The organism is Streptomyces sp. NPDC048650 (genome assembly GCF_043199095.1).
GTDB lineage: Bacteria > Actinomycetota > Actinomycetes > Streptomycetales > Streptomycetaceae > Streptomyces.
Genome location: NZ_JBICVM010000001.1, coordinates 1,205,539 through 1,224,710, shown reverse-complemented (window position 1 = coordinate 1,224,710; position 19,172 = coordinate 1,205,539). Strand labels below are relative to the sequence as shown.

18 protein-coding genes and 1 riboswitch are annotated in these 19,172 nt (G+C 70.7%); of the genes, 7 read left to right on the top strand and 11 right to left on the bottom strand.

Annotation, left to right across the window (positions count from 1 at the left end):
* Positions 1–246: 246 nt before the first annotated feature.
* Both ACGFML_RS05610 and ACGFML_RS05605 read left to right on the top strand, forming a co-directional pair.
* A complete protein-coding gene (locus tag ACGFML_RS05610) occupies positions 247–987 on the top strand; it encodes an ABC transporter ATP-binding protein (RefSeq protein ID WP_393540230.1) in 741 nt (246 codons plus the stop codon).
* A complete protein-coding gene (locus ACGFML_RS05605) occupies positions 969–2,153 on the top strand; it encodes a hypothetical protein (RefSeq protein ID WP_393540229.1) in 1,185 nt (394 codons plus the stop codon). Before ACGFML_RS05610 ends, ACGFML_RS05605 begins: the two co-directional genes overlap by 19 nt.
* Positions 2,154–2,255: 102 nt before the next feature.
* Here the strand turns inward: ACGFML_RS05605 and ACGFML_RS05600 are convergent, their stop codons facing one another.
* Positions 2,256–2,714 carry a RidA family protein gene (locus tag ACGFML_RS05600; RefSeq protein ID WP_393540227.1) on the bottom strand — a complete coding sequence of 153 codons (459 nt, stop codon included), beginning with the start codon at positions 2,712–2,714 and terminating at the stop codon, positions 2,256–2,258.
* Between the two features lie 116 nt (positions 2,715–2,830).
* Here ACGFML_RS05600 and ACGFML_RS05595 point away from each other — a divergent pair, with 116 nt between their 5' ends.
* From ACGFML_RS05595 to ACGFML_RS05585, 3 genes are all read left to right on the top strand, one after another.
* On the top strand, positions 2,831–3,238 hold the full coding sequence (locus tag ACGFML_RS05595) for a MarR family winged helix-turn-helix transcriptional regulator (RefSeq protein WP_393540226.1): 408 nt from the start codon (positions 2,831–2,833) through the stop codon (positions 3,236–3,238).
* 1 nt (position 3,239) lies between these two features.
* Positions 3,240–4,409, top strand: coding sequence for an LOG family protein (locus tag ACGFML_RS05590; RefSeq protein WP_393540225.1), 1,170 nt, complete (start codon positions 3,240–3,242; stop codon positions 4,407–4,409).
* A 203-nt stretch (positions 4,410–4,612) separates the two neighbouring features.
* Positions 4,613–5,650, top strand: a complete 1,038-nt coding sequence (locus ACGFML_RS05585; protein WP_393540224.1) for a hypothetical protein — start codon at positions 4,613–4,615, stop codon at positions 5,648–5,650.
* 45 nt (positions 5,651–5,695) lie between these two features.
* Here the strand turns inward: ACGFML_RS05585 and ACGFML_RS05580 are convergent, their stop codons facing one another.
* The 5 genes from ACGFML_RS05580 to ACGFML_RS05560 all read right to left on the bottom strand — a co-directional run bounded on the left by ACGFML_RS05580 (position 5,696) and on the right by ACGFML_RS05560 (position 12,221).
* Positions 5,696–6,763, bottom strand: coding sequence for an ABC transporter ATP-binding protein (locus ACGFML_RS05580; RefSeq protein WP_393540223.1), 1,068 nt, complete (start codon positions 6,761–6,763; stop codon positions 5,696–5,698).
* On the bottom strand, positions 6,764–8,428 hold the full coding sequence (locus tag ACGFML_RS05575) for an ABC transporter permease (RefSeq protein ID WP_393540220.1): 1,665 nt from the start codon (positions 8,426–8,428) through the stop codon (positions 6,764–6,766).
* Between the two features lie 38 nt (positions 8,429–8,466).
* Positions 8,467–9,534 carry a thiamine ABC transporter substrate binding subunit gene (locus ACGFML_RS05570; protein WP_393540218.1) on the bottom strand — a complete coding sequence of 356 codons (1,068 nt, stop codon included), beginning with the start codon at positions 9,532–9,534 and terminating at the stop codon, positions 8,467–8,469.
* A 104-nt stretch (positions 9,535–9,638) separates the two neighbouring features.
* Positions 9,639–9,759, bottom strand: a riboswitch (TPP riboswitch).
* 33 nt (positions 9,760–9,792) lie between these two features.
* Positions 9,793–10,899, bottom strand: coding sequence for a 23S rRNA (adenine(2503)-C(2))-methyltransferase RlmN (gene rlmN, locus ACGFML_RS05565; protein ID WP_393540217.1), 1,107 nt, complete (start codon positions 10,897–10,899; stop codon positions 9,793–9,795).
* A 440-nt stretch (positions 10,900–11,339) separates the two neighbouring features.
* A complete protein-coding gene (locus tag ACGFML_RS05560; RefSeq protein WP_393540215.1) occupies positions 11,340–12,221 on the bottom strand; it encodes a LysR family transcriptional regulator in 882 nt (293 codons plus the stop codon).
* Between the two features lie 205 nt (positions 12,222–12,426).
* Between ACGFML_RS05560 and ACGFML_RS05555 the strand changes: the two genes are divergently transcribed.
* The gene (locus tag ACGFML_RS05555) at positions 12,427–12,819 is read left to right on the top strand and encodes a 4-oxalocrotonate tautomerase family protein (protein WP_393540213.1); all 393 of its coding nucleotides are present in this window, start codon (positions 12,427–12,429) and stop codon (positions 12,817–12,819) included.
* A gap of 260 nt (positions 12,820–13,079) precedes the next feature.
* On the opposite strand, the gene ACGFML_RS05550 is transcribed toward ACGFML_RS05555, so the two are convergent.
* The 5 genes from ACGFML_RS05550 to rpsB form a co-directional block, all read right to left on the bottom strand.
* Positions 13,080–14,228, bottom strand: a complete 1,149-nt coding sequence (locus tag ACGFML_RS05550; RefSeq protein WP_393540211.1) for a phosphatidate cytidylyltransferase — start codon at positions 14,226–14,228, stop codon at positions 13,080–13,082.
* Positions 14,228–14,785, bottom strand: a complete 558-nt coding sequence (gene frr, locus ACGFML_RS05545) for a ribosome recycling factor (protein ID WP_362709436.1) — start codon at positions 14,783–14,785, stop codon at positions 14,228–14,230. The genes ACGFML_RS05550 and frr overlap by 1 nt, the downstream gene beginning before the upstream one ends.
* 174 nt (positions 14,786–14,959) lie before the next feature.
* Positions 14,960–15,730, bottom strand: a complete 771-nt coding sequence (gene pyrH / locus ACGFML_RS05540; protein ID WP_393540208.1) for a UMP kinase — start codon at positions 15,728–15,730, stop codon at positions 14,960–14,962.
* A 161-nt stretch (positions 15,731–15,891) separates the two neighbouring features.
* Positions 15,892–16,728, bottom strand: a complete 837-nt coding sequence (gene tsf / locus ACGFML_RS05535; protein WP_393540205.1) for a translation elongation factor Ts — start codon at positions 16,726–16,728, stop codon at positions 15,892–15,894.
* Between the two features lie 109 nt (positions 16,729–16,837).
* A complete protein-coding gene (gene rpsB / locus ACGFML_RS05530) occupies positions 16,838–17,755 on the bottom strand; it encodes a 30S ribosomal protein S2 (protein ID WP_393540202.1) in 918 nt (305 codons plus the stop codon).
* 338 nt (positions 17,756–18,093) lie between these two features.
* On the opposite strand from rpsB, the gene ACGFML_RS05525 reads away from it, so the two are divergent.
* Complete coding sequence (locus tag ACGFML_RS05525; protein ID WP_393540200.1) at positions 18,094–19,131, top strand: murein hydrolase activator EnvC family protein; 1,038 nt, start codon at positions 18,094–18,096, stop codon at positions 19,129–19,131.
* The last annotated feature ends 41 nt before the right edge of the window (positions 19,132–19,172 follow it).

Below are 19,172 nucleotides of genomic sequence, written 5' to 3'. Positions count from 1 at the left end.
ACCTTGATCACCGCGCCCGGACCACTCTCCGATCACCACATCACCCCCTGATGCGGTAGAGCACAACTGAATATCAACGGCTCAGATTCACTCATTTTCAGCTATACGGGTGAATCTGAGCCGTTCTCAGTGCCGAGCGCCGAATACCGGGGGTCACCAGTACTTACCGTGCCAGTGACCGATACCCTCCATGGTCGTTCACCCGGTTGGGGGAACGAACGGACGCGACAAGCAAGAGGTGCGCAGATGGTGGCCCCGCCTGACAACGACGTTCTCTGGGCCCGCGGCCTGCACCACACGTACGGCAGCACCTCGGCCCTCACCGGCGTCTCCCTCGGCGTCCGAGAGGGCGAGATCCTCGCCGTCACCGGCCCGCGCGGCAGCGGCAAGACCACTCTCCTCACATGCCTCTCCGGCCAACTCGCACCGGCCGAGGGCGAAATCTGGTTCAACAGCGCCCCCGTACACACCCTCTCCTCCCCCAGCCGCGAACGCCTGCGCCTGGACCGGTTCGGCTGGATCGACACCCAGCCCCAGCTCGTTCCCGAACTGACCGCCTGGGAGAACACCGCCCTCCCGCTCCTGCTCCGCGGCACCGGCAACCGTGCCGCCCGGCACACCGCCATGGAGTGGCTCGACCGTCTCGACGTCGGCATGTGCGCCCGCCGTCGTCCCGGGCGGCTCGACCAGTCGCAGCGCCAGCGCGTCGCCATCGCCCGCGCCCTGGCCGCCACCCCGCAGGTGCTCTTCGCCGACGAACCCACCGCCCCGCTGGACCAGGCCGACGGCATCCAGGTGCTGCGCACCCTCACCGCCGCGGCCCGCTCGCACCGGATCACCGTGGTCCTGGCGACCCACGACTCCGACGTCGCGGCCCTCGCCGACCGGAGCATCGCCCTCCTCGACGGCCGCCGTACCAACGCCTCGGCCGCGACCGGCGGCACCCCCGAGGCGGAAAGCAGGGCAGCGTGCTCGCTCTCCGTCTAACCCGCGGCTCCCACCCCCTCGTCCTGCTGCGCCGCCTCTTCGTCGCCTCGGCGGCGGCCGGCACCGGCTTCCTGCTGCTCTCCACCCTCGGCCACGCCGCCGGCCACCCGACCGCGGCCGGTGAATCGCTGGTACGCCTGCTGTGGTGCGCCGCCCCGCTCGCCGCCACCGCTCAGCTCGCCGCGTCGGTGGCCCGCACGGACCCTGCGGCCCGCCTCCACCGGGGCATGGCCGCAGCGGGCCTCGGCCCCCTCCGCATCACGCTGCTCGCCGCGGCGTCCACCGCACTGTCCTGTCTCCTCGGCACCCTCCTCGCCCTGCTCGTCTTCCTCCGGCTGCGCGGCGACATCGGCGGTTCGACGTCCCCGACGGGCGGCGCCCTCGGCATCGACTCCGCCGTGCTGGGCGCGGGGCATCCGGTCCCCTTCGTCGGCGCGCTGATGCTGCTGTCCGCCGTCCCGCTGACCGCCGTCGCCGCGACCGCCGTCGCGCTGCGCCCTCGCAGCGACAGCGCCGTCCCCCAGGCGGAGGCCGAGCCCGCCGTCAAAGCCGCCGGTCCGTCCGGTCTGCCCTGGGGCATGGCGGTGACGGCGGCGGGCGTGGCCATCGAGGCGTACGCGAGCCGTGGCGCCGGCTCCCAGGGCCGCCCGATGACGTTCTCGGACCGGATCATCGGCAGCCCTCCGGGGGTGCTGGGCGGCTGGGCGCTGTCCGTCCTGGGACTCGTCCTGGCCGGGCCCGGTCTGGTGCATCTGTGCGGCCGTCTGCTGTGCGCGGGACGTCCCGGCGCCCTGCGGCTGCTCTCCGGTCGCGTCCTCCAGCGGGAGTCCCGCCGCCTCGGCCGTCCGCTCGGCGTGCTGTGCGCGGTCGCGTCGGGCACGTACGCGGCGGTGAAGGTGTACGACGCCTCCTCCTCCCGTCCCTTCGGACCGCTGACCGTCATCGGCGCGGCCGTCGTGCTCGCCTGTGTCACCGCCAGCGCGCTCGCCGCCGCGCTCGAATCCCGCTCCGCCCGCGCCCACACCTCTGCCGCCCTGCGCCGCCTCGGCGCACCCAGGTCGGTCCTGCGGCGCGCCGCGGCCCTGCGCGCCCTGGCCCTGGTGATCGTGCTGGGCCCGTTGACCTGGGCCGTCGCGGAAATGGCCACGCTTCCCCTGCTGCCCTGACCTGCGCGCCGGGGGTGGCGCGTCCCCCTTGGTCGCGGCGCCGGCCCGGCACCACCGACCGGGGACGGCGGCAGCCCCGCCACCGGCCGGACACCGGGGCCGTCAACGGACCAGCGCGGTGGCTTCCACCTCTATCCGCCAGTCCGGCCGGGCCAGTGACGACACCTCCAGCAACGTGTCGGCCGGATAGGGCTCGGACAGGAACTCGCCCCGCAACGTGATCACGTGCTCCAGGTCGGCGGCCATGTCCGTCACGAAGATTCCCACCTTCACCACGTCCGCGAGCGAGGAGCCCGCCTCGGCGAGGACCCGCGCGACATTGGTGAACGCCTGTCGCCCCTGGGTCAGGAAGTCGTCCGAGACGGTCCGCCCCAGCTCGTCGATGCCCGCCTGCCCCGAGACATGGATCAGGCCGCCCGCCATGACCGCCTGTGAGATCCGGTACGGCTCGTACCAGTCCGGTGTGGTGGCGATCCGCCGCAGCCCGCCCGCGCCCTGAGCCCGCGCCTTGGTCTTGGCCATCGCCTTGCCGCCGGCCTGCACCACGTCGTTCTTCAGCACAGCACTCCCTCGTCTTTCCTGCACATACATCTTTTGCATGCACATACATAAGTTTCAGGTGCATGTACGCTGACGTCAAGAGCCCAGCGGCAAGAGGCGGAAGAAAGCGGAAGACGATGGACGCGGAGCACTGGGACCGGTTCGGCGCACTGCACACGCGCGTGGAACAGGAGTTGGCCAAGGCCCTCCAGCAACACCACAGCATCGGGCTCTCGGAGTACCGCGCACTGGCCCGCCTCGCCGAAGCGGACGACGGCGAACTGCGCATGCAGGAGCTCGCCGACCTCATCGGCCTCAACCAGAGTTCGGTGAGCCGGCTGGCCTCGCGCCTCGAATCGTCCGGACTCACCCGCCGGGACCTGTGCCCCAAGGACCGCCGCGGCGTCTACAGCGTGATCACCGACGAGGGCCGCGACGTGCAGCGCAAGGCCCGCCCGACCTACGACGACGCCCTGCGCGCCGCGCTCGACGCGGCGGCGGACGACGGTCACCTCGGACCGCTGGTCGACGTACTGCGGACCTAACATGGCGGGCGTGCAGCCGAATTCAGAGCCTTCAGCCTCCCGCCACGCCCACACCCACGACAGCGACAGCGACCGCGACCGCGAAATCGAGTCCCTCGCGGAGTTCGACCGCGTCGCCTCCCGCGGCACCCTGGCCGGACACCGCATCCAGTCCGTCGACCTGACGGACCGTACCTTCGCGCTGCTCAGTACCGACACCACCGAGTCCGTGTTCCTCGGCTGCGCCATGGAACCGGATGCCGCCGCCAAGGTGCGGGCCGGCGGCGCCCTGGTCTTCCCGCCCATACCCGACCTGCCGTTCGACCCCTACCGCGGCATCCTGTACGCACCGGACGAGCTCTTCGAGGGACTGGCGGACGGCTACGAAGCCACCCCCGACGCCCGTACGTACCACTGGTTCCAGGAGACCCGGGCCGACGGCGACGTCTTCGCCTCGATGCTGCGCAGCATCCACGACGACGCCGTCTCCGACGCCCTGGACGAACATCTCGCCGGTGCGCGGGTGGTCGGCATCATGGGCGGACACGCCCTGGAGCGCGGCACCGTGGACTACGCGGGCGCGGCCCGGCTCGGCCGCCGGCTCACCCGCGACGGCCTGACGGTCGCCACGGGCGGCGGGCCCGGCGCGATGGAGGCCGCGAACCTCGGGGCGTACGCCGCCCCCTTCGAGGACACCGTGCTCGACTCCGCACTGGAACTCCTCGCCGAGGCACCGCACTTCACCCCGTCCGTCTCCGACTGGGCGCGGGCCGCCTGGGACGTCCGCCGCAACTGGCCCGGCGGCAACTCCTCCGTCGGCATCCCCACCTGGTTCTACGGGCACGAGCCGCCGAACGCCTTCGCGTCGCACATCGCGAAGTACTTCGTCAACGCCGTGCGCGAGGACGGCCTGCTGGCCCGCTCCAACGCGGGCGTGGTGTACCTCCCGGGCGCCGCCGGGACGGTGCAGGAGATCTTCGACAACGCGACCCCGAACTACTACGGCTCCCGGGGCGAGCCGACCCCGATGGTCCTGGTGAACCGCGCACACTGGACGGCGAAGCTGCCCGCCTGGCCGCTGCTCCAGGCACTTGCGGCCGACCGTGCGATGGCGGCGCGGATCGCCCTGGTCGACTCGGTGGACGAAGTCCCCGACGCACTGGCCCGGCTGGCCGCCGAGGCGGCTTCCTGACCGGTCACGACAGGTCGCGTGCCACTCCGGCCAGACGGTCCGGCCAGGCACTCCGGCCAGGCGGTCCGGCACTCCGTCGTGGCGACGCTCCGGGTGGCGCGGAGATCCGATTGCCCGGCGGAGGCAACTGCCGGACCCAAATGCACGTCTGCCAAGCCGGGTAATGAAAAGGTAATGCAGGCAGTGCGCGAACGGAGCTCTTGGTGATCATCGGCCTTCTGACGGCCGTAGCGGCATCGGCCTGCTACGGCACGGGTTCGGTCCTACAGGCGGTGGGTTCGCGCAAGTCCGCTCGGCGGGAGGCCGCTGCCGCCTCCACCACCGGCGTCACCCAGCACGGCGGCCCCAGCCTGTCCTCGACCGCCAAGGCCGCCGTGACCTGGGAGTTCATGACCGGCACGGTGCTCGACTTCCTGGGGTTCGCACTCGGCGCACTGGCTGCCCGACTGCTGCCGCTCTTCCTTTCCCAGACGGTGATCAGCGCCAACCTCGTGATCACGGCAGTGCTGAGCATCAAGCTCCTGGGCATCCGGCTCACCCGGCCGGAATGGGTCTCCATCGGGGTGGTCTGCTCGGCACTGGTGTTGCTCGCCACGGCGGCCGGCCCCGAAGGCGGCGGCGACACACCGATCGCCGGACACTGGTGGCTGCTGGCCGCGTCCCTGGCGATCGTCGGCGGCGGCACACTGATCGTGCGGCTGCTGGGCGGCCGTGCCGCGATCCTCGCCGGCCTGCTCTCCGGCCTGGGCTTCGGGGCGCTCGGCGTCGGTGTGCGGGTACTGAACGGCGTCGATCCCCTCGCTCTGCCGTCCCTGCTCGGCGATCCCGCTCTGTACGCGATTCTCGTCGCGGGGATCGGTGGCATGTATCTGCACACCGTCGCCCTGCAGATCGGCTCGGTCAACGGCGCGACGGCGGCTCTGGTGGTGGGCGAGACCGTGGTGCCCGGCATCCTGGGAGTGCTGTGGCTGGGGGATGCCTCCCGGACGGGCTTCGCCTGGGTCGCGGTCCTCGGCTTCGTGGTGGCGGTCGCCGGGGCCGTCGCGGTCGCTTGGTGCGGCGCACCGGATCCCGAGGCCGTACCGGACACGGCCGGTGACGCACACGGCCCGCAGGAGAGTCCGTCCGGCGACCGCCCGGCACCGGACGGCGACGCACCGCGGCCCCCGTCGGCCACCGGCGGCGCCGGTTCCGCCGAGCAGCCCGCCATGCCCCTGACCGGGCAGCGCACCGGCTCCTGACCGGGCAGCGCACCGGCTGCTGACCTACGGCGCGCGGGCGCGCGGTCATTCCGTCGCGGCATCCAGCACGACGACGTCCCGCGCGGCGAACGCGACGCCGACCCGTTCCCCGGTCTCCGGTGCGTCCTGCAGCGCGCAGGCCGCCTCCAACTGCGGCCCCCCGGACGGCTGGAGCATCAGCGCGACATGGGTACCGCGGAACGTCCGCGCGGTGACCGTGCAGGGCAGTCCCTCCGGGGCGGGCGTCAGATGCACTCCGGCGGGCCGCACCAGCAGCCGGCACGGCCCGTCCGCAGTGCCGTCGGGAACCGGCACCTTGCCCCACGGGGTGACGGCGGCCTCACCCTGCACCGTCGCCTCGACGACATTGTCGAAGCCGAGGAAGCGGGCGACGAACTCGGTGGCCGGCCGCCGCCAGACCTCCAGCGGCGTGCCGGACTGGGCGATCCGACCGTCCTGCATCACCACCACCCGGTCGGCCAGGGCGAAGGCCTCCCCCTGGTCGTGGGTGACGGCGAGCACCGTCGTACCCAACTCCCCGAAGAGCCGGCGCAATTCGACGACCAGGCGTTCTCGCAGACCGCGGTCGAGCTGGCCGAGCGGCTCGTCCAGCATCAGCAGCCGAGGCCGCGGGGCGAGCGCCCGGGCCAGGGCGACCCGCTGCTGCTCGCCGCCGGACAGTGCGGCGATGGCGCGCCGCTCCGCGCCCGGCAGTCCGACGAGGTCCAGCAGTTCGGTCACCGTACGCTCCCGGTCGGCGCGCGAGGCGCCGCGCATCCGCAGCCCGAAGGCGACGTTCCCCGCGACGTCGCGCTGGGGGAAGAGCTGGTGGTCCTGGAACATCAGCCCGACGCCACGGCGATGCGTCGGCACTCCGGCCTGATCGCGCCCCTCCAGCAGCACCTGTCCGGCATCGGTCCGCTGAAGCCCCGCCACGACGCGGAGCAACGTGGACTTGCCGCTGCCGCTCGGCCCCAGGACACACACGATCTCGTGCGCGGCCACCGCCAGATCCACCGCGTCGAGCGCGGGACGCCCGCCGGCCCTGTCGAACCGGACGGTCACACCGCCCAGTTGCAGCAGCTGCCGCGTGGTCCCGTCCTGCGCCGTCATCTAGAACTCCCCGGAGTGGTCGATGGGGGTGCCGCCGGCCGAGCCGGCACGGGACCGGGGGCGGAAACGCTCCAGGACCAGCAGGGCCGCGGCGCACACCACCATCAAGATGGTCGACAGGGCCATCGCCTGCCCGTAGTTCGTCTCCCCCGCACGCCCCAGCAGCCGTGCCACGGCCACCGGGAGAGTCGGGTGGTCCGGCCGCGCGAGGAAGACCGTGGCACCGAATTCGCCGAGCGACACGGCGAAGGCGAAGCCGGCGGCGACGAGCAACGCCCGCCGCACCATCGGCAGATCGACCTCGCGCCAGACCCGCCACGGCGAGGCACCCAGGACGGCCGCGGCCTCCCGGAGTCGTCCGTCCACCGCCCGCAGGACGGGCAGCATCGTCCGGACCACGAACGGCACACCCACCAGGGCCTGCGCCAGGGGGACCAGCCACCACGAGGACCGCAGGTCCAGCGGCGGCTTGTCGAGGGTGATCAGAAAGCCGAAGCCGACGGTCACGGCGGACACCCCGAGCGGCAGCATCAAGAGGGCGTCGAAGCCGCGGACGAGCCGGCCGCCCCGACGCGTCAGGGCCGCCGCCGCCAGCCCGCCGACCACCAGCGCGATCAACGTCGCCGCGACGGCGCAGGTGAGGGAGTTGCCCAGCGCTTCGAGCGGGGCCACCGCGAAGGTGCTGTCGGCGGAGGCGGCGGAGCCCAGCGATGCGTAGTAGCCCGTTCCGTAGCCGTCCGGACCGGCGAAGGACCGCTCGGCGAGCACCAGCAGGGGCACGACGAGCAGCACGGCGATGACGGCCAGCGTCCCGCCCAGCAGCGCCCACTGTCCACGGCCGCGCGGTCGCCGGGCGGTCGTCGAGGCGTCCACGAGCCGCAGGGCGGATTCGCGACGGCGCACGGTCCAGGCATGCAGCGCCAGCAGCCCCAGCACGGCCGCGAACTGGAGCAGCGTGAGGACGGCGGCCGTCGGCAGGTCCAGGAAGTCCGCGGTCTGCCGGTAGATCTCGACCTCCAGGGTCGAGAAGGTGGGGCCGCCCAGAATCTGCACGATGCCGAAGGAGGTGAAGGTGAAGAGGAAGACCATCAGCGCCGCGGCGGCGACGGCCGGACCGAGCGCGGGCAGCGTCACCTTCCGCCAGGCGGCGAACCGGCCGGCGCCCAGCACCCGCGCCGCCTCCTCCTGGCGGGGGTCGAGCTGCCCCCAGAGGCCGCCGACGGTCCGTACGACCACGGCGTAGTTGAAGAAGACATGGGCCAGCAGGATCGCCCACACCGAGGTGTCGAGGCGGACGCCCCACAGGTCGTCCAGCAGTCCGCCCCGCCCGACGAGCGCCAGGAACGCCGAGCCGACGACGACGGTCGGCAGCACGAAAGGCACCAGCACCACCGCCCGCAGCAACTGCTTGCCGGGGAAGTCGAACCGCGCGAACACATACGCGCCGGGCAGCGCGATCAGCAGCGTCAGCGCCGTCGAGGCCGCCGCCTGCCAGAGGGTGAACCACAGCACATGGAGCACATCGGGATCGCCCAGGACCGTGGCGATCCGGCCGAGCTGCCACCGGCCGCCGTCCTTGAGCCCCCGCCCGACGATCGCCACGACCGGATAGGCGAAGAACAGCGCGAAGAAGACGAGCGGCAAGGCCATCAGGCCGAGCCGCACCGCCGTTCTCCGTGCGGGCCTCGTGCGCGGGGCGCGGGCTACTTCAGAACGAGCGAGGACCACTGCTTGATCCACTGTTCGCGGTTCTCGGCGATGGTCTCCGGGGGCACCGTCGCCGGCTTGGGGATCGTCGCGCCGTACTTGGTGAACAGCGCCGGCTCCTTGGCGTCCTTGAGCGCGGGGTTGACGAACATCGTCAGCGGCATGTCCTCCTGGAACTTCCGGCTCAGCAGGAAGTCCAGCAGCGCCTTGCCGCCCTTCTCGTTCCGGGCACCCTTGAGCAGGCCACCGAATTCGATCTGCCGGAAGCAGGTGCCGGTCGCGACGCCGGTCGGCGCCTGCCGCGGCTGCGGCTTCTTGCCCGGCACCTCGGCCGGCGGGCTGGAGGCGTAGGAGACCACCAGCGGCCGGTCGCCCTTGGCCTTGCCCGCCGCGGAGCCCGAGAAGCGCTCGTTGTACGCCTGGTACCAGCCGTCGACCACCTCGACGCCGTTGGCCTTGAGCTTCTTCCAGTACCGGAGCCAACCGTCCGTGCCGTACTTCGCGATGGTCCCGAGCTGGAAGGCGAGCCCCGGCGAGGAGGTCGCGGAGTTCTCGGTGACCAGCAGCCCCTTGTACTCGGGCTTGACCAGATCGTCGAAGGTCCGTGGCGGCGCGATCTTGTGCCGGGCGAAGTAGGCGCGGTCGTAATTGACGCAGATGTCGCCGTAGTCGAGCGGCGTGACGCGGTGCTTGCCCTTGTCGAGCTGGAGGCCGGCCGGCACACCGGCCAGCCCCTTGGCCTTGTACGGGCTGAAGATGCCTTCCTTCAGGCCACGCGAGAGCAAAGTGTTGTCGATGCCGAAGAACACATCGCCCTGCGGATTGTCCTTGGACAGGATCGCCTGGTTGACGGCCTTCCCGGCGTCCCCGCCCTTGAGCACCCGGACCTTGTAGCCGCTCTCCTTCTCGAAGGCGGCCAGCACCGTCTTGGAGACATTGAACGAGTCGTGGCTGACCAGGGTGACGGTCTTGGCGTCCTCGTCCGCGCCGCCGCACGCCGCGAGGGCGGTCATCGCGACCACGGCCGCGAGCGCCGCCGCGGTGATCCTTCTGGTGGTACTCACTGATTTCCTCCTGGCTGGCCAGGAAGAGACGCGGCCCCGCCCGGTGCCCACGGCTCGCGACGTCCAACGACGTACGGCCGGCGGGTCCGGGCAGGGCGCAACAGCATGAGTGACTACCGAACTTCCTACCCGGAATGACCCGGGCGAGGTTCAAGGGTCTGCGGGCGCCGTGGCTCTACGACGCTTCCGCACTCTCAGCGCTGTGGCGCTCCCCTGTCGGAATGTGCATTTGTTCGATCACACAGTACCAGCGGGCGGTCAGCGTTCCGAGGCCGCGAGCTGCCCGCAGGCGCCGTCGATCTCCTGGCCGCGGGTGTCCCGGACGGTCACCGGCACGCCGTGCGCCTCGATCGCCTTGACGAACGCCCGCTCGTCCTCGGGCCGCGAGGCGGTCCACTTCGAGCCGGGGGTCGGGTTCAGCGGAATGAGGTTCACATGGACCCGCTTGCCCTTGAGCAGCCGTCCGAGCAGGTCACCGCGCCAGGCCTGGTCGTTGATGTCGCGGATCAGCGCGTACTCGATGGAGATCCGGCGGCCGGACTTCTCGGCGTACTCCCACGCCGCGTCCAGGACCTCGCGCACCTTCCAGCGGGTGTTGACCGGGACGAGCGTGTCACGCAGCTCGTCGTCCGGCGCGTGCAGCGACACCGCGAGCCGGCACTTGAAGCCCTCGTCGGCGAACCGCAGCATCGCCGGGACCAGCCCGACCGTGGACACGGTGATGCCGCGCTGGGACAGCCCCAGCCCGTCGGGCTCGGGGTCGGTCAGCCGCCGGACGGCGCCGACCACCCGCTTGTAGTTGGCGAGCGGCTCGCCCATCCCCATGAAGACGATGTTGGACAGCCGCGCCGGGCCACCGGGAACCTCACCGTCCCGCAGCGCGCGCATCCCGTCCACGATCTGGTGCACGATCTCGGCCGTGGAGAGGTTGCGGTCCAGCCCGGCCTGTCCCGTGGCGCAGAACGGGCAGTTCATACCGCAGCCGGCCTGCGAGGAGATGCACATGGTGACCCGGTCCGGGTAGCGCATCAGCACGGACTCCACGAGCGTGCCGTCGTGCAGCTTCCACAGGGTCTTGCGGGTGGTGTCGTTGTCGCACGAGATGTGCCGCACGACGTTCATAAGGTCCGGCAGCAGCTCCGTCGCCAGCTTCTCGCGCGCCGCCGCCGGGATGTCGGTCCACTGCGCCGGATCATGGGCGTAGCGGGCGAAGTAGTGCTGCGAAAGCTGCTTGGCGCGAAACGGCTTCTCCCCGATCGCAGCCACCGCTTCACGGCGCTCGACAGGGTTGAGATCGGCAAGGTGCCGCGGGGGCTTCTTGGCCCCGCGCGGCGCGACGAAAGTGAGTTCTCCGGGTGCAGGCATGGTGCGTCCAGTGTGGCAGATCGTCCAGGGAGCCCCAGGCGGGAGCGGTGAGGGACCGGTGAGAGAGCGGTCACCCGCTGTGGCCCTCCGTCGCTGGTGGCCACCTTGCGCGGCCCAGGTACGGCAAGGGTTGGCCCAGGTACGGCCCAGGGTTGGCGCCGTGCGCCTCTCCTACACGGTGGCTGCGCTCGGAGCTCTGGCGAAGAAGCCCCGGTCACCGCTGTCAGGTAGGTCACGGCCGGCGCTCCGGTACTTGCCGCCCGCGTCGTCGACCCAGGCGGCAAACGCCTACAAGAAGTCACCGGGCTCGGCGTTGTCCCACGAGGCGACGTTGTCGGCATGGTCATGGTGCGGGGGGCGGACACGCGACGCCGCCTCTTCCCCGCTGTTCACGCGATCAGGAGATGGCGTCATGGGCGTGCGTCCCTCCGCCCCGCACGTCATGCGCCACTGAGCACGGCCGGGGTCAGCCGGTCCACGGAGTCGACGAGTGCGCGCACGGCGGGTGACCAGGGGCGTTCGTCCGGTCCGCACAGGACGAGGCGTCTGCTGTGGTGCGGCTCGATCGGGACGAGGACGAGGTCGGCCGGGACGAGAGGGCGCGCGATCCCCGGCAGGATCGACACGCCCATGCCGGCCTGGACCATGCTGATGAGCGTTCCGAGGTCCCGGATGCGATGGCTGGGGGAAAAACCGGCGCCGGCCGCTTGGTAGATCTTTCGTATGTCGCGTTCGCAGCCGTTCGGCGACAGGATCAGCGGGTCGTCCTCGAGATCCGTCACGTGCAGGGTGCCCTCGCGGGCGAGCGGGTGGTCCTCGTGCAGCAGCGCGAGAAGCGGGTCGGTCGCCAGCAGCGCCCCGGTGCGGGAGGGCGGATCGGCCAGGATGGCGGCGTCCGCGGTCCCGTTCTCCAGCCAGCTCTCGGCCTCCGCGCTGCTGCCTCCGAAGACCCGCACGCAGACGCCCGGCACGTGCTCGGACCAGTAACGCAGCAGCGCGGGCAGCAGCCCTTGGCAGACCGTGGGAGTCGAGGCGAGGCGCACCGTCCCTCCTGTCGCCTGCTCGTGCTCGGCCGCCGTATCGCAGATCGCCTCCGTCGCGGCGAGCGCCAGGCGGGCGTGCGGCAGGACGCTCTCTCCCAGTGCCGTGGTGCGCACGGGTGCGGTGCGCACCAGCAACGGGGCGGCGAGGATCCGCTCCAACGAGGCGACGGCATGCGACACCGCCGACTGGCTCAGCCCAAGATCGGTTGCTGCCGCGCCGAACCCACCGGCCTCCACCACCGCGACGAACGCCCGCAGTTGAGGAAGATTCAGCGCCATGCGTCCCCCTCATGGGCTCATCGATCATATTGGTTGGACTCATTATCTCCGGTCGGGAAGGCTGACGATCGTCCTCACGACAGGGCCGGCGGCTCGGGCGCCCACGTGCCCGTCCTGCGTCGTCACACGTCGCCGTCGCTCGTCGCCGTCGCACCTCGCCGGCACACCCCGTCGTACGCTCCCGCTTCAGAGAGTCGGCCGCGTCATGCCTTTCATCCGAGTCACCGTCTCCGATCCCGAACTGGCCCCGGCGACCCAGCAGGCGCTCGCGGAGGGCCTGACCGACCTGGCCGTCTCCGCTCTCGGCAAGTCCGCCGGACGCACCACGGTCCATGTGCACCTGGTGCCGGGCGACCGCTATTTCGTGGCGGGCCGGCCCATGGATGGGTGCACCGGTGCTCATGTGGAGGTGAGCATCACCGCCGGCACCAACAGCGCTGAGGAGAAGGCCCGTTTCATCACCGAGGCATACGAACTGCTGCGGACGGCCCTCGGTGTGCTCCCCCCGGTGGCCGGGGTGGCGCTGTACGAACTTCATCCCGAAAGCTACGGCTACAACGGAGTCACCCAACTCGACCATTACCGTCAGAGTCGATGACGTCCGCGGGCCGGGGGCAGGGCCGGGGCCAGGTGCCGGGACGCCCGGAGGCACCGGAGGCACCGGAGGCACCGGGCGGACACGACAGGACACCGGAGACGCCGTCCTGCCAGGCCCGGCATCGCGCGCCCCAGGCACACCCACGCGTCCACCGTGGACACCCCCGGCCAGGGCTCTTCCGTGCGCCAGGACATGGCGAGAGGGGCCCACCGCGTACTGCGGCAGACCCCTCAGGGCTCCGGCCCGGCCTCCTGTGCGGTTCAGCCCGAACCGACGAAGACCACGAGCAGCAGCCAGACGACCGGTGCGGTCGGCAGCAGGGAGTCGAGGCGGTCCATGATGCCGCCGTGGCCGGGCAGCAGGGTGCCCATGTCCTTGATGCCGAGGTCCCGCTTGATCATGGATTCGCCCAGGTCACCGAGGGTGGCACTGGCCGCGACGGCGAGGCCGAGCAGCAGGCCCTGCCACCAGATGCCGTCCTTGATCAGGAACTGCATGCACAGGGCGCCGGCGACCATCGCGAAGAGCACCGCGCCGACCAGTCCCTCGCGGGTCTTTCCGGGGCTGATGCGCGGCGCGAGCTTGTGCTTGCCGAAGCGCCAGCCGACCGCGTACGCCCCGGTGTCGCTGACGACGGTCAGCAACAGGAAGGTCAGTACCCGCTGGGGTCCGTCGTCCTCGGCGGCGAGCATCAGTGCCACGAAGGTCGCGAGGAACGGCACGTAGAACGCCGCGAAGATGCCCGCCGTGACGTCCCGCAGATAGTTGTCGGGCGCATCGGTCATCCGCCAGACCAGGACGGCCAGCGCGGTGAGGGCCATCGCCACCCACGCGCCCTCGGCACCCCGGACGTATCCGGCGACGATCATGGCGGTGCCACCCACCGCGAGCGGCACCAGCGGCACGCGGATGTCCTTGCGCTCCGACAGCCGCGAGGTCAGTTCCCACATGCCCACGACGACGGCGATCGCTATGACGCCGATGAAGACCGGCTTGTAGACGAAGAGCGACGCGATGATGATCACGCCGAGGCCGACGCCGACCCCTATCGCGGCACGCAGATTGCGCCCCGCGCTCTTCTTCTTCGGCTTCTCTGGGGCCCGGGAGCTGCCGTGCTCGGGGGAACCGGGGAAAGCAGTGGACATGGGCTCCTGCGGCTCTTCGTCGCGGAAGAGGGGGCCACTCAGTCGAGCAGCCCCCCGGTCGTCCCGGTGATCCCGGTGGTCGTCCTGGTGTCCGCCCGGCTCGGGCACGATGGGCATGGGCCGAGTCTGCGCCGCCTCGCCCCCGTCGTACACGGGACCCGCCGGGGCGGGGGGCGCCGCCCCACGCAGTGTGGGGGCCATTCCCTGATCGGTCGGCCCCCAGTGAGCGGCGCCGGGCGGGGTCCCCCAGGATGACTCGTTCATCAGACCTCGAGGAGCTCGGATTCCTTGTGCTTGAGCAGCTCGTCCACCTGCGCGACGTACTTCGCGGTGGTGTCGTCGAGCTCCTTCTCGGCGCGGCGCACCTCGTCCTCGCCGGACTCCTTGTCCTTGACGAGCTTGTCGAGGGTTTCCTTGGCCTTGCGGCGCACGCTGCGGATCGAGATCTTCGCGTCCTCGCCCTTGGCCTTGGCGACCTTGATGTACTCCTTGCGGCGCTCCTCGGTCAGCTCCGGGAACGTCACTCGGATGATGTTGCCGTCGTTGCTCGGGTTGACGCCGAGGTCGGAGTCTCGGATCGCCTGCTCGATGTTGCGCAGCGCGCTCTTGTCGAACGGCGTCACCACGGCCATCCGCGGCTCGGGCACCGAGAACGACGCCAGCTGGTTGATCGGCGTCATGGCCCCGTAGTAATCCGCCACGATCTTGTTGAACATCGCCGGGTGCGCCCGCCCGGTGCGGATCGCGGCGAAGTCCTCCTTGGCGACCACGACGGCCTTCTCCATCTTCTCCTCGGCCTCGAGGAGGATCTCTTCGATCACCACTTGCTCCTGGTCCTATCGGTAAGAAGCAGAGCCTCGCCCCTGCCGCGCGTCTTCTCCTGCACGGTGTCCGACCGGCAGGCTGTTGTCCATCCCCGTACCGAGGTCTTCCCACGGCCGGGAGTTGCCGCCCCTACAGGCCGGAGCCCGTCGGAATCTCGGCGGTTGGGGCCGTCAGGCCCGGGTGCCCTGATCGCTGACGAGCGTGCCGATCTTCTCACCCTTCACCGCACGCGCGATATTGCCCTCGGCGAGCAGCTCGAACACGAGAATCGGGAGCTTGTTGTCGCGGCACAGGGTGATGGCGGTCGCATCGGCGACCTTCAGCTCGCGGGTGATGACCTCGCTGTATTCGAGGGCGTCGAACTTGACCGCGTCGGGGTTCTTCTTGGGGTCGGAGTCGTAGACGCCGTCCACGCCGTTCTTGCCCATGAGCATGGCCTCGGCGTCGATCTCCAGGGCGCGCTGGGCTGCGGTGGTGTCGGTGGAGAAGTACGGCATGCCCATGCCGGCGCCGAAGATGACGACGCGGCCCTTCTCCAGGTGGCGTACCGCACGCAGTGGAATGTACGGCTCCGCGACCTGGCCCATGGTGATGGCGGTCTGGACGCGGGAGTCGATGCCCTCCTTCTCCAGGAAGTCCTGGAGGGCCAGGCAGTTCATGACCGTGCCGAGCATGCCCATGTAGTCGGAGCGGGCCCGGTCCATGCCGCGCTGCTGGAGTTCGGCTCCACGGAAGAAGTTGCCGCCGCCGATCACGATGGCGATCTCATAGCCCTCACGCACCACGGCGGCGATCTCGCGGGCCATTGCGTGTACCACGTCGGGGTCGACGCCCAGTCCGCCGCCACCGGCGAACGCCTCGCCCGACAGCTTCAGCAGAAACCGTCGCCTGCCGCCGTGAACGGCCTTGTCTGTGTCCGCGCCGTCGGCACCGTGATTCATTGAGCTCTCCTCGTACACATACGAAGAAGGCCATTGCCGTGGGTCTGGTCCAGATCCCTGTGCGGCAATGGCCTCCTCGTCACATCTGCGGCCGGCCGTTGAGCGGCCGACTGCGTACGACCCTAGCGGGGTCGCAGGTCATTCGCTGCCTTGCGGCAGGCTCAGATGCCGACCTTGATGCGCGAGAAGCGCTTCAGGGTGACGCCGGCTTCCTGGAGGACCTTCTCGACGGACTTCTTGTTGTCGAGCGCGTACGGCTGACCGAGCAGCGTCGCGTCCTTGAAGAAGCCGTTGAGGCGACCCTCGACGATCTTCGGCAGGGCAGCCTCGGGCTTGCCCTCCGCACGCGTGGTCTCCTCGGCGACACGGCGCTCGGCCTCGACGACCTCGGCCGGGACGTCGTCCTTGGCGAGGTACTTCGGGGCGAAGGCGGCGATGTGCTGAGCGACGCCCTTGGCGACCGCGGCGTTCTCCTTGTCGAGCTCGACAAGGACACCGATCTGCGGCGGCAGGTCGGGCATGGTGCGGTGCATGTAAGCCGACACGAAGCCGCCGGAGAACTGGGCGAAGCGGTCCAGGACGATCTTCTCGCCCAGGGTGGCGTTGGCCTCGTCGACGTACGCCTGGACGGACTTGCCGGCCGCGATCTCGGAGGCGAGCAGGGCCTCGAGGTCGGCCGGAGAGGTCTTCGCGACGTGCGCGGCGATCTCGTTGGCGACGGCCTGGAACTTCTCGCCCTTGGCGACGAAGTCCGTCTCGCACTTCAGCTCGACGATGACACCGGAGGTGTTGTCGTCGGCGATCAGGGAGACCACGGCGCCGTTCTCGGCGGAGCGGCCCTCGCGCTTGGCGACGCCCTTCTGACCCTTGATGCGCAGCGCCTCGACGGCCTTGTCCACGCTGCCCTCGGCCTCGTCCAGGGCCTTCTTGCAGTCCATCATGCCGGCGCCGGTGAGCTCGCGGAGCTTCTTGACGTCAGCGGCGGTGTAGTTCGCCATGGTCTGTGAATCTCTTCTCGAAATCTCGAAGTCGAAAGATCTACGGGTGAACGGCGGGGGCGGCGCTTGTGGCGCCTGCCCCCGCCGTCATCAACCGGGATGCTGCGGGTCAGGCCTGCTCGGCGTCCGCGGCCGGCTTCTCGGCCTCGGCGGCGGAGGCCTCGGCCGCGGGGGCCTCGGCCGCGGGGGCCTCGTCGGCAGCCGGAGCCTCGGCGGCGGGAGCCTCGGCGGCGTCGGAGTCCGCCTTCTTCTCGCCCTCGAGCAGGTCGCGCTCCCACTCGGCCAGCGGCTCGGCGGCAGCCTTGTCGCCGGGCTTCTGGTCGCCGGTGGCGGCACCGGAGCGGGCGATGAGGCCCTCGGCGACGGCGTCGGCGATCACGCGGGTGAGCAGGGTGACGGAGCGGATCGCGTCGTCGTTGCCCGGGATCTTGTAGTCGACCTCGTCCGGGTCGCAGTTGGTGTCGAGGATCGCGACGACCGGGATGTTGAGCTTGCGCGCCTCACCGACGGCGATGTGCTCCTTCTTGGTGTCCACGATCCAGACGGCGCTGGGCACCTTCTGCATCTCGCGGATACCACCGAGGGTCTTCTCCAGCTTGGCCTTCTCGCGGGAGAGAACCAGGAGCTCCTTCTTGGTGAGGCCGGAGGCGGCCACATCCTCGAAGTCGATCTGCTCGAGCTCCTTCAGGCGCTGCAGGCGCTTGTAGACGGTCGAGAAGTTGGTCAGCATGCCGCCGAGCCAGCGCTGGTTCACGTAGGGCATGCCCACGCGGGTCGCCTGCTCGGCAATGGCCTCCTGGGCCTGCTTCTTCGTACCGACGAACATCACGGAACCGCCGTGGGCGACGGTCTCCTTGACGAACTCGTAGGCGCGGTCGATGTACGACAGCGACTGGAGCAGGTCGATGATGTAGATGCCGTTGCGCTCGGTGAAGATGAAACGCTTCATCTTCGGGTTCCAGCGCCGGGTCTGGTGCCCGAAGTGGACGCCGCTCTCCAGCAGCTCCCGCATCGTGACGACGGCCATGGCCGTACTCCTCGTGTTCTCGGTTCCACTGCGGCCGGGCGGCCGCGGTGCCTGACGCCCCGACGCGCCTGCCGAGGAAGAACCTTGCGGAATCTTCCGAGGACCGAGGAGCGCGGCCATCGGGCTGCCCGAATGGGACTGCTGCACTGATGGCGGGGCGTGCGAAGTCGACCCGGTCACCCGGATCGCCATAAGAAGTGTACGGGACGCCCGATGTACTGGGCGACACGCACCTTTTCGTGCCCCGACCGAGTGACGCGGTTGTCCACAACCGGCGGGTTACCCACAGAATCCGACCAAGATCCCCACCCTGCGGCGGCCTGCGTCACGGTCAGCACATGAACGGTCGGCACATGAAACGACATTCCGGCCCGGCCACCGGCTTCCCGGGAACGCCCGCTCCGCAGGCGGCGGGAGCACGGCGGCCGGCGAAGGCCCGCAAGGGCCGCAAGGGCCGCAAGGGCCTCGGGCAGAACTGCTTCTTTCCGGTGCGCCTGGTGACCGGGTTCCTGGCCGCGGCAGCGGTCGCGGCTGTTGCCGCGGCGCCCCTGGAAGCGGCGTACGCGGCGCCCACCCCCGGCTCGGGCCGATCTTCGGCTTCGGCTTCGGCTTCGGCTTCGGCTTCGGCTTCGGCTTCGGCTTCGGCGGATCGTGCGTGGCCGGTGGGAGGGGTGGCAGGCTTACGACCAGCGGTGTTACGGGGCTGGGAGCCACCCCCCAAGCCCTGGGCGGCGGGCCATCGGGGCGTGGATCTGGCAGCCTCCACCGGTATGACGGTGCGCGCGGCGGCGCCGGGCCGGGTGGCGTTCGCCGGCACCGTCGCCGGTCGCGGGGTCCTCACCATCGAGCTCTCCGATTCCGGACGTCCCCCGTTGCACACCACATACGAACCGGTCCGCGCCATCGTCCGGAAAGGGGCGCATGTCCTGGCGGGCCGGCCCGTGGCCGAACTGCAGGGCGGGCCGTTCCACTGCCGCGCGCCGTGCCTCCACTGGGGCCTGCGCCGCGGAAAGGGCTACCTGGACCCGCTCATGCTCCTGCCTTCGGCGATGCTCCTCGGCGGTCCATCGCGCCTGCTCCCGGTCATCGGCATACCCGCACCACCCGACCACGCGCCACCCGAGCAGCCGGTTCACCCGACGGCTCACGAGGAAGCCGCCGCGTCTACGCGGACGGCACTTCTCGGGGCCACAGCACTCGCAGCCGCAGCGCTCTGGGCCCTCGGGCGCCTCCCCCCGAACTGGCTACCGGGGCGCGACAGGCGCGATCGGAAACGCCGTACTCACACCCGGCGCGGGACCGCCCAGGGGCGGAGCTCTGAGCGGTCAACGGAGAACGGAGAACGCAAGAAGACGGAGATACCACACGGGTCATAGCTCGCGTGCCCGCGCCGACCGGCCCGTGCACAGCGGCTGCG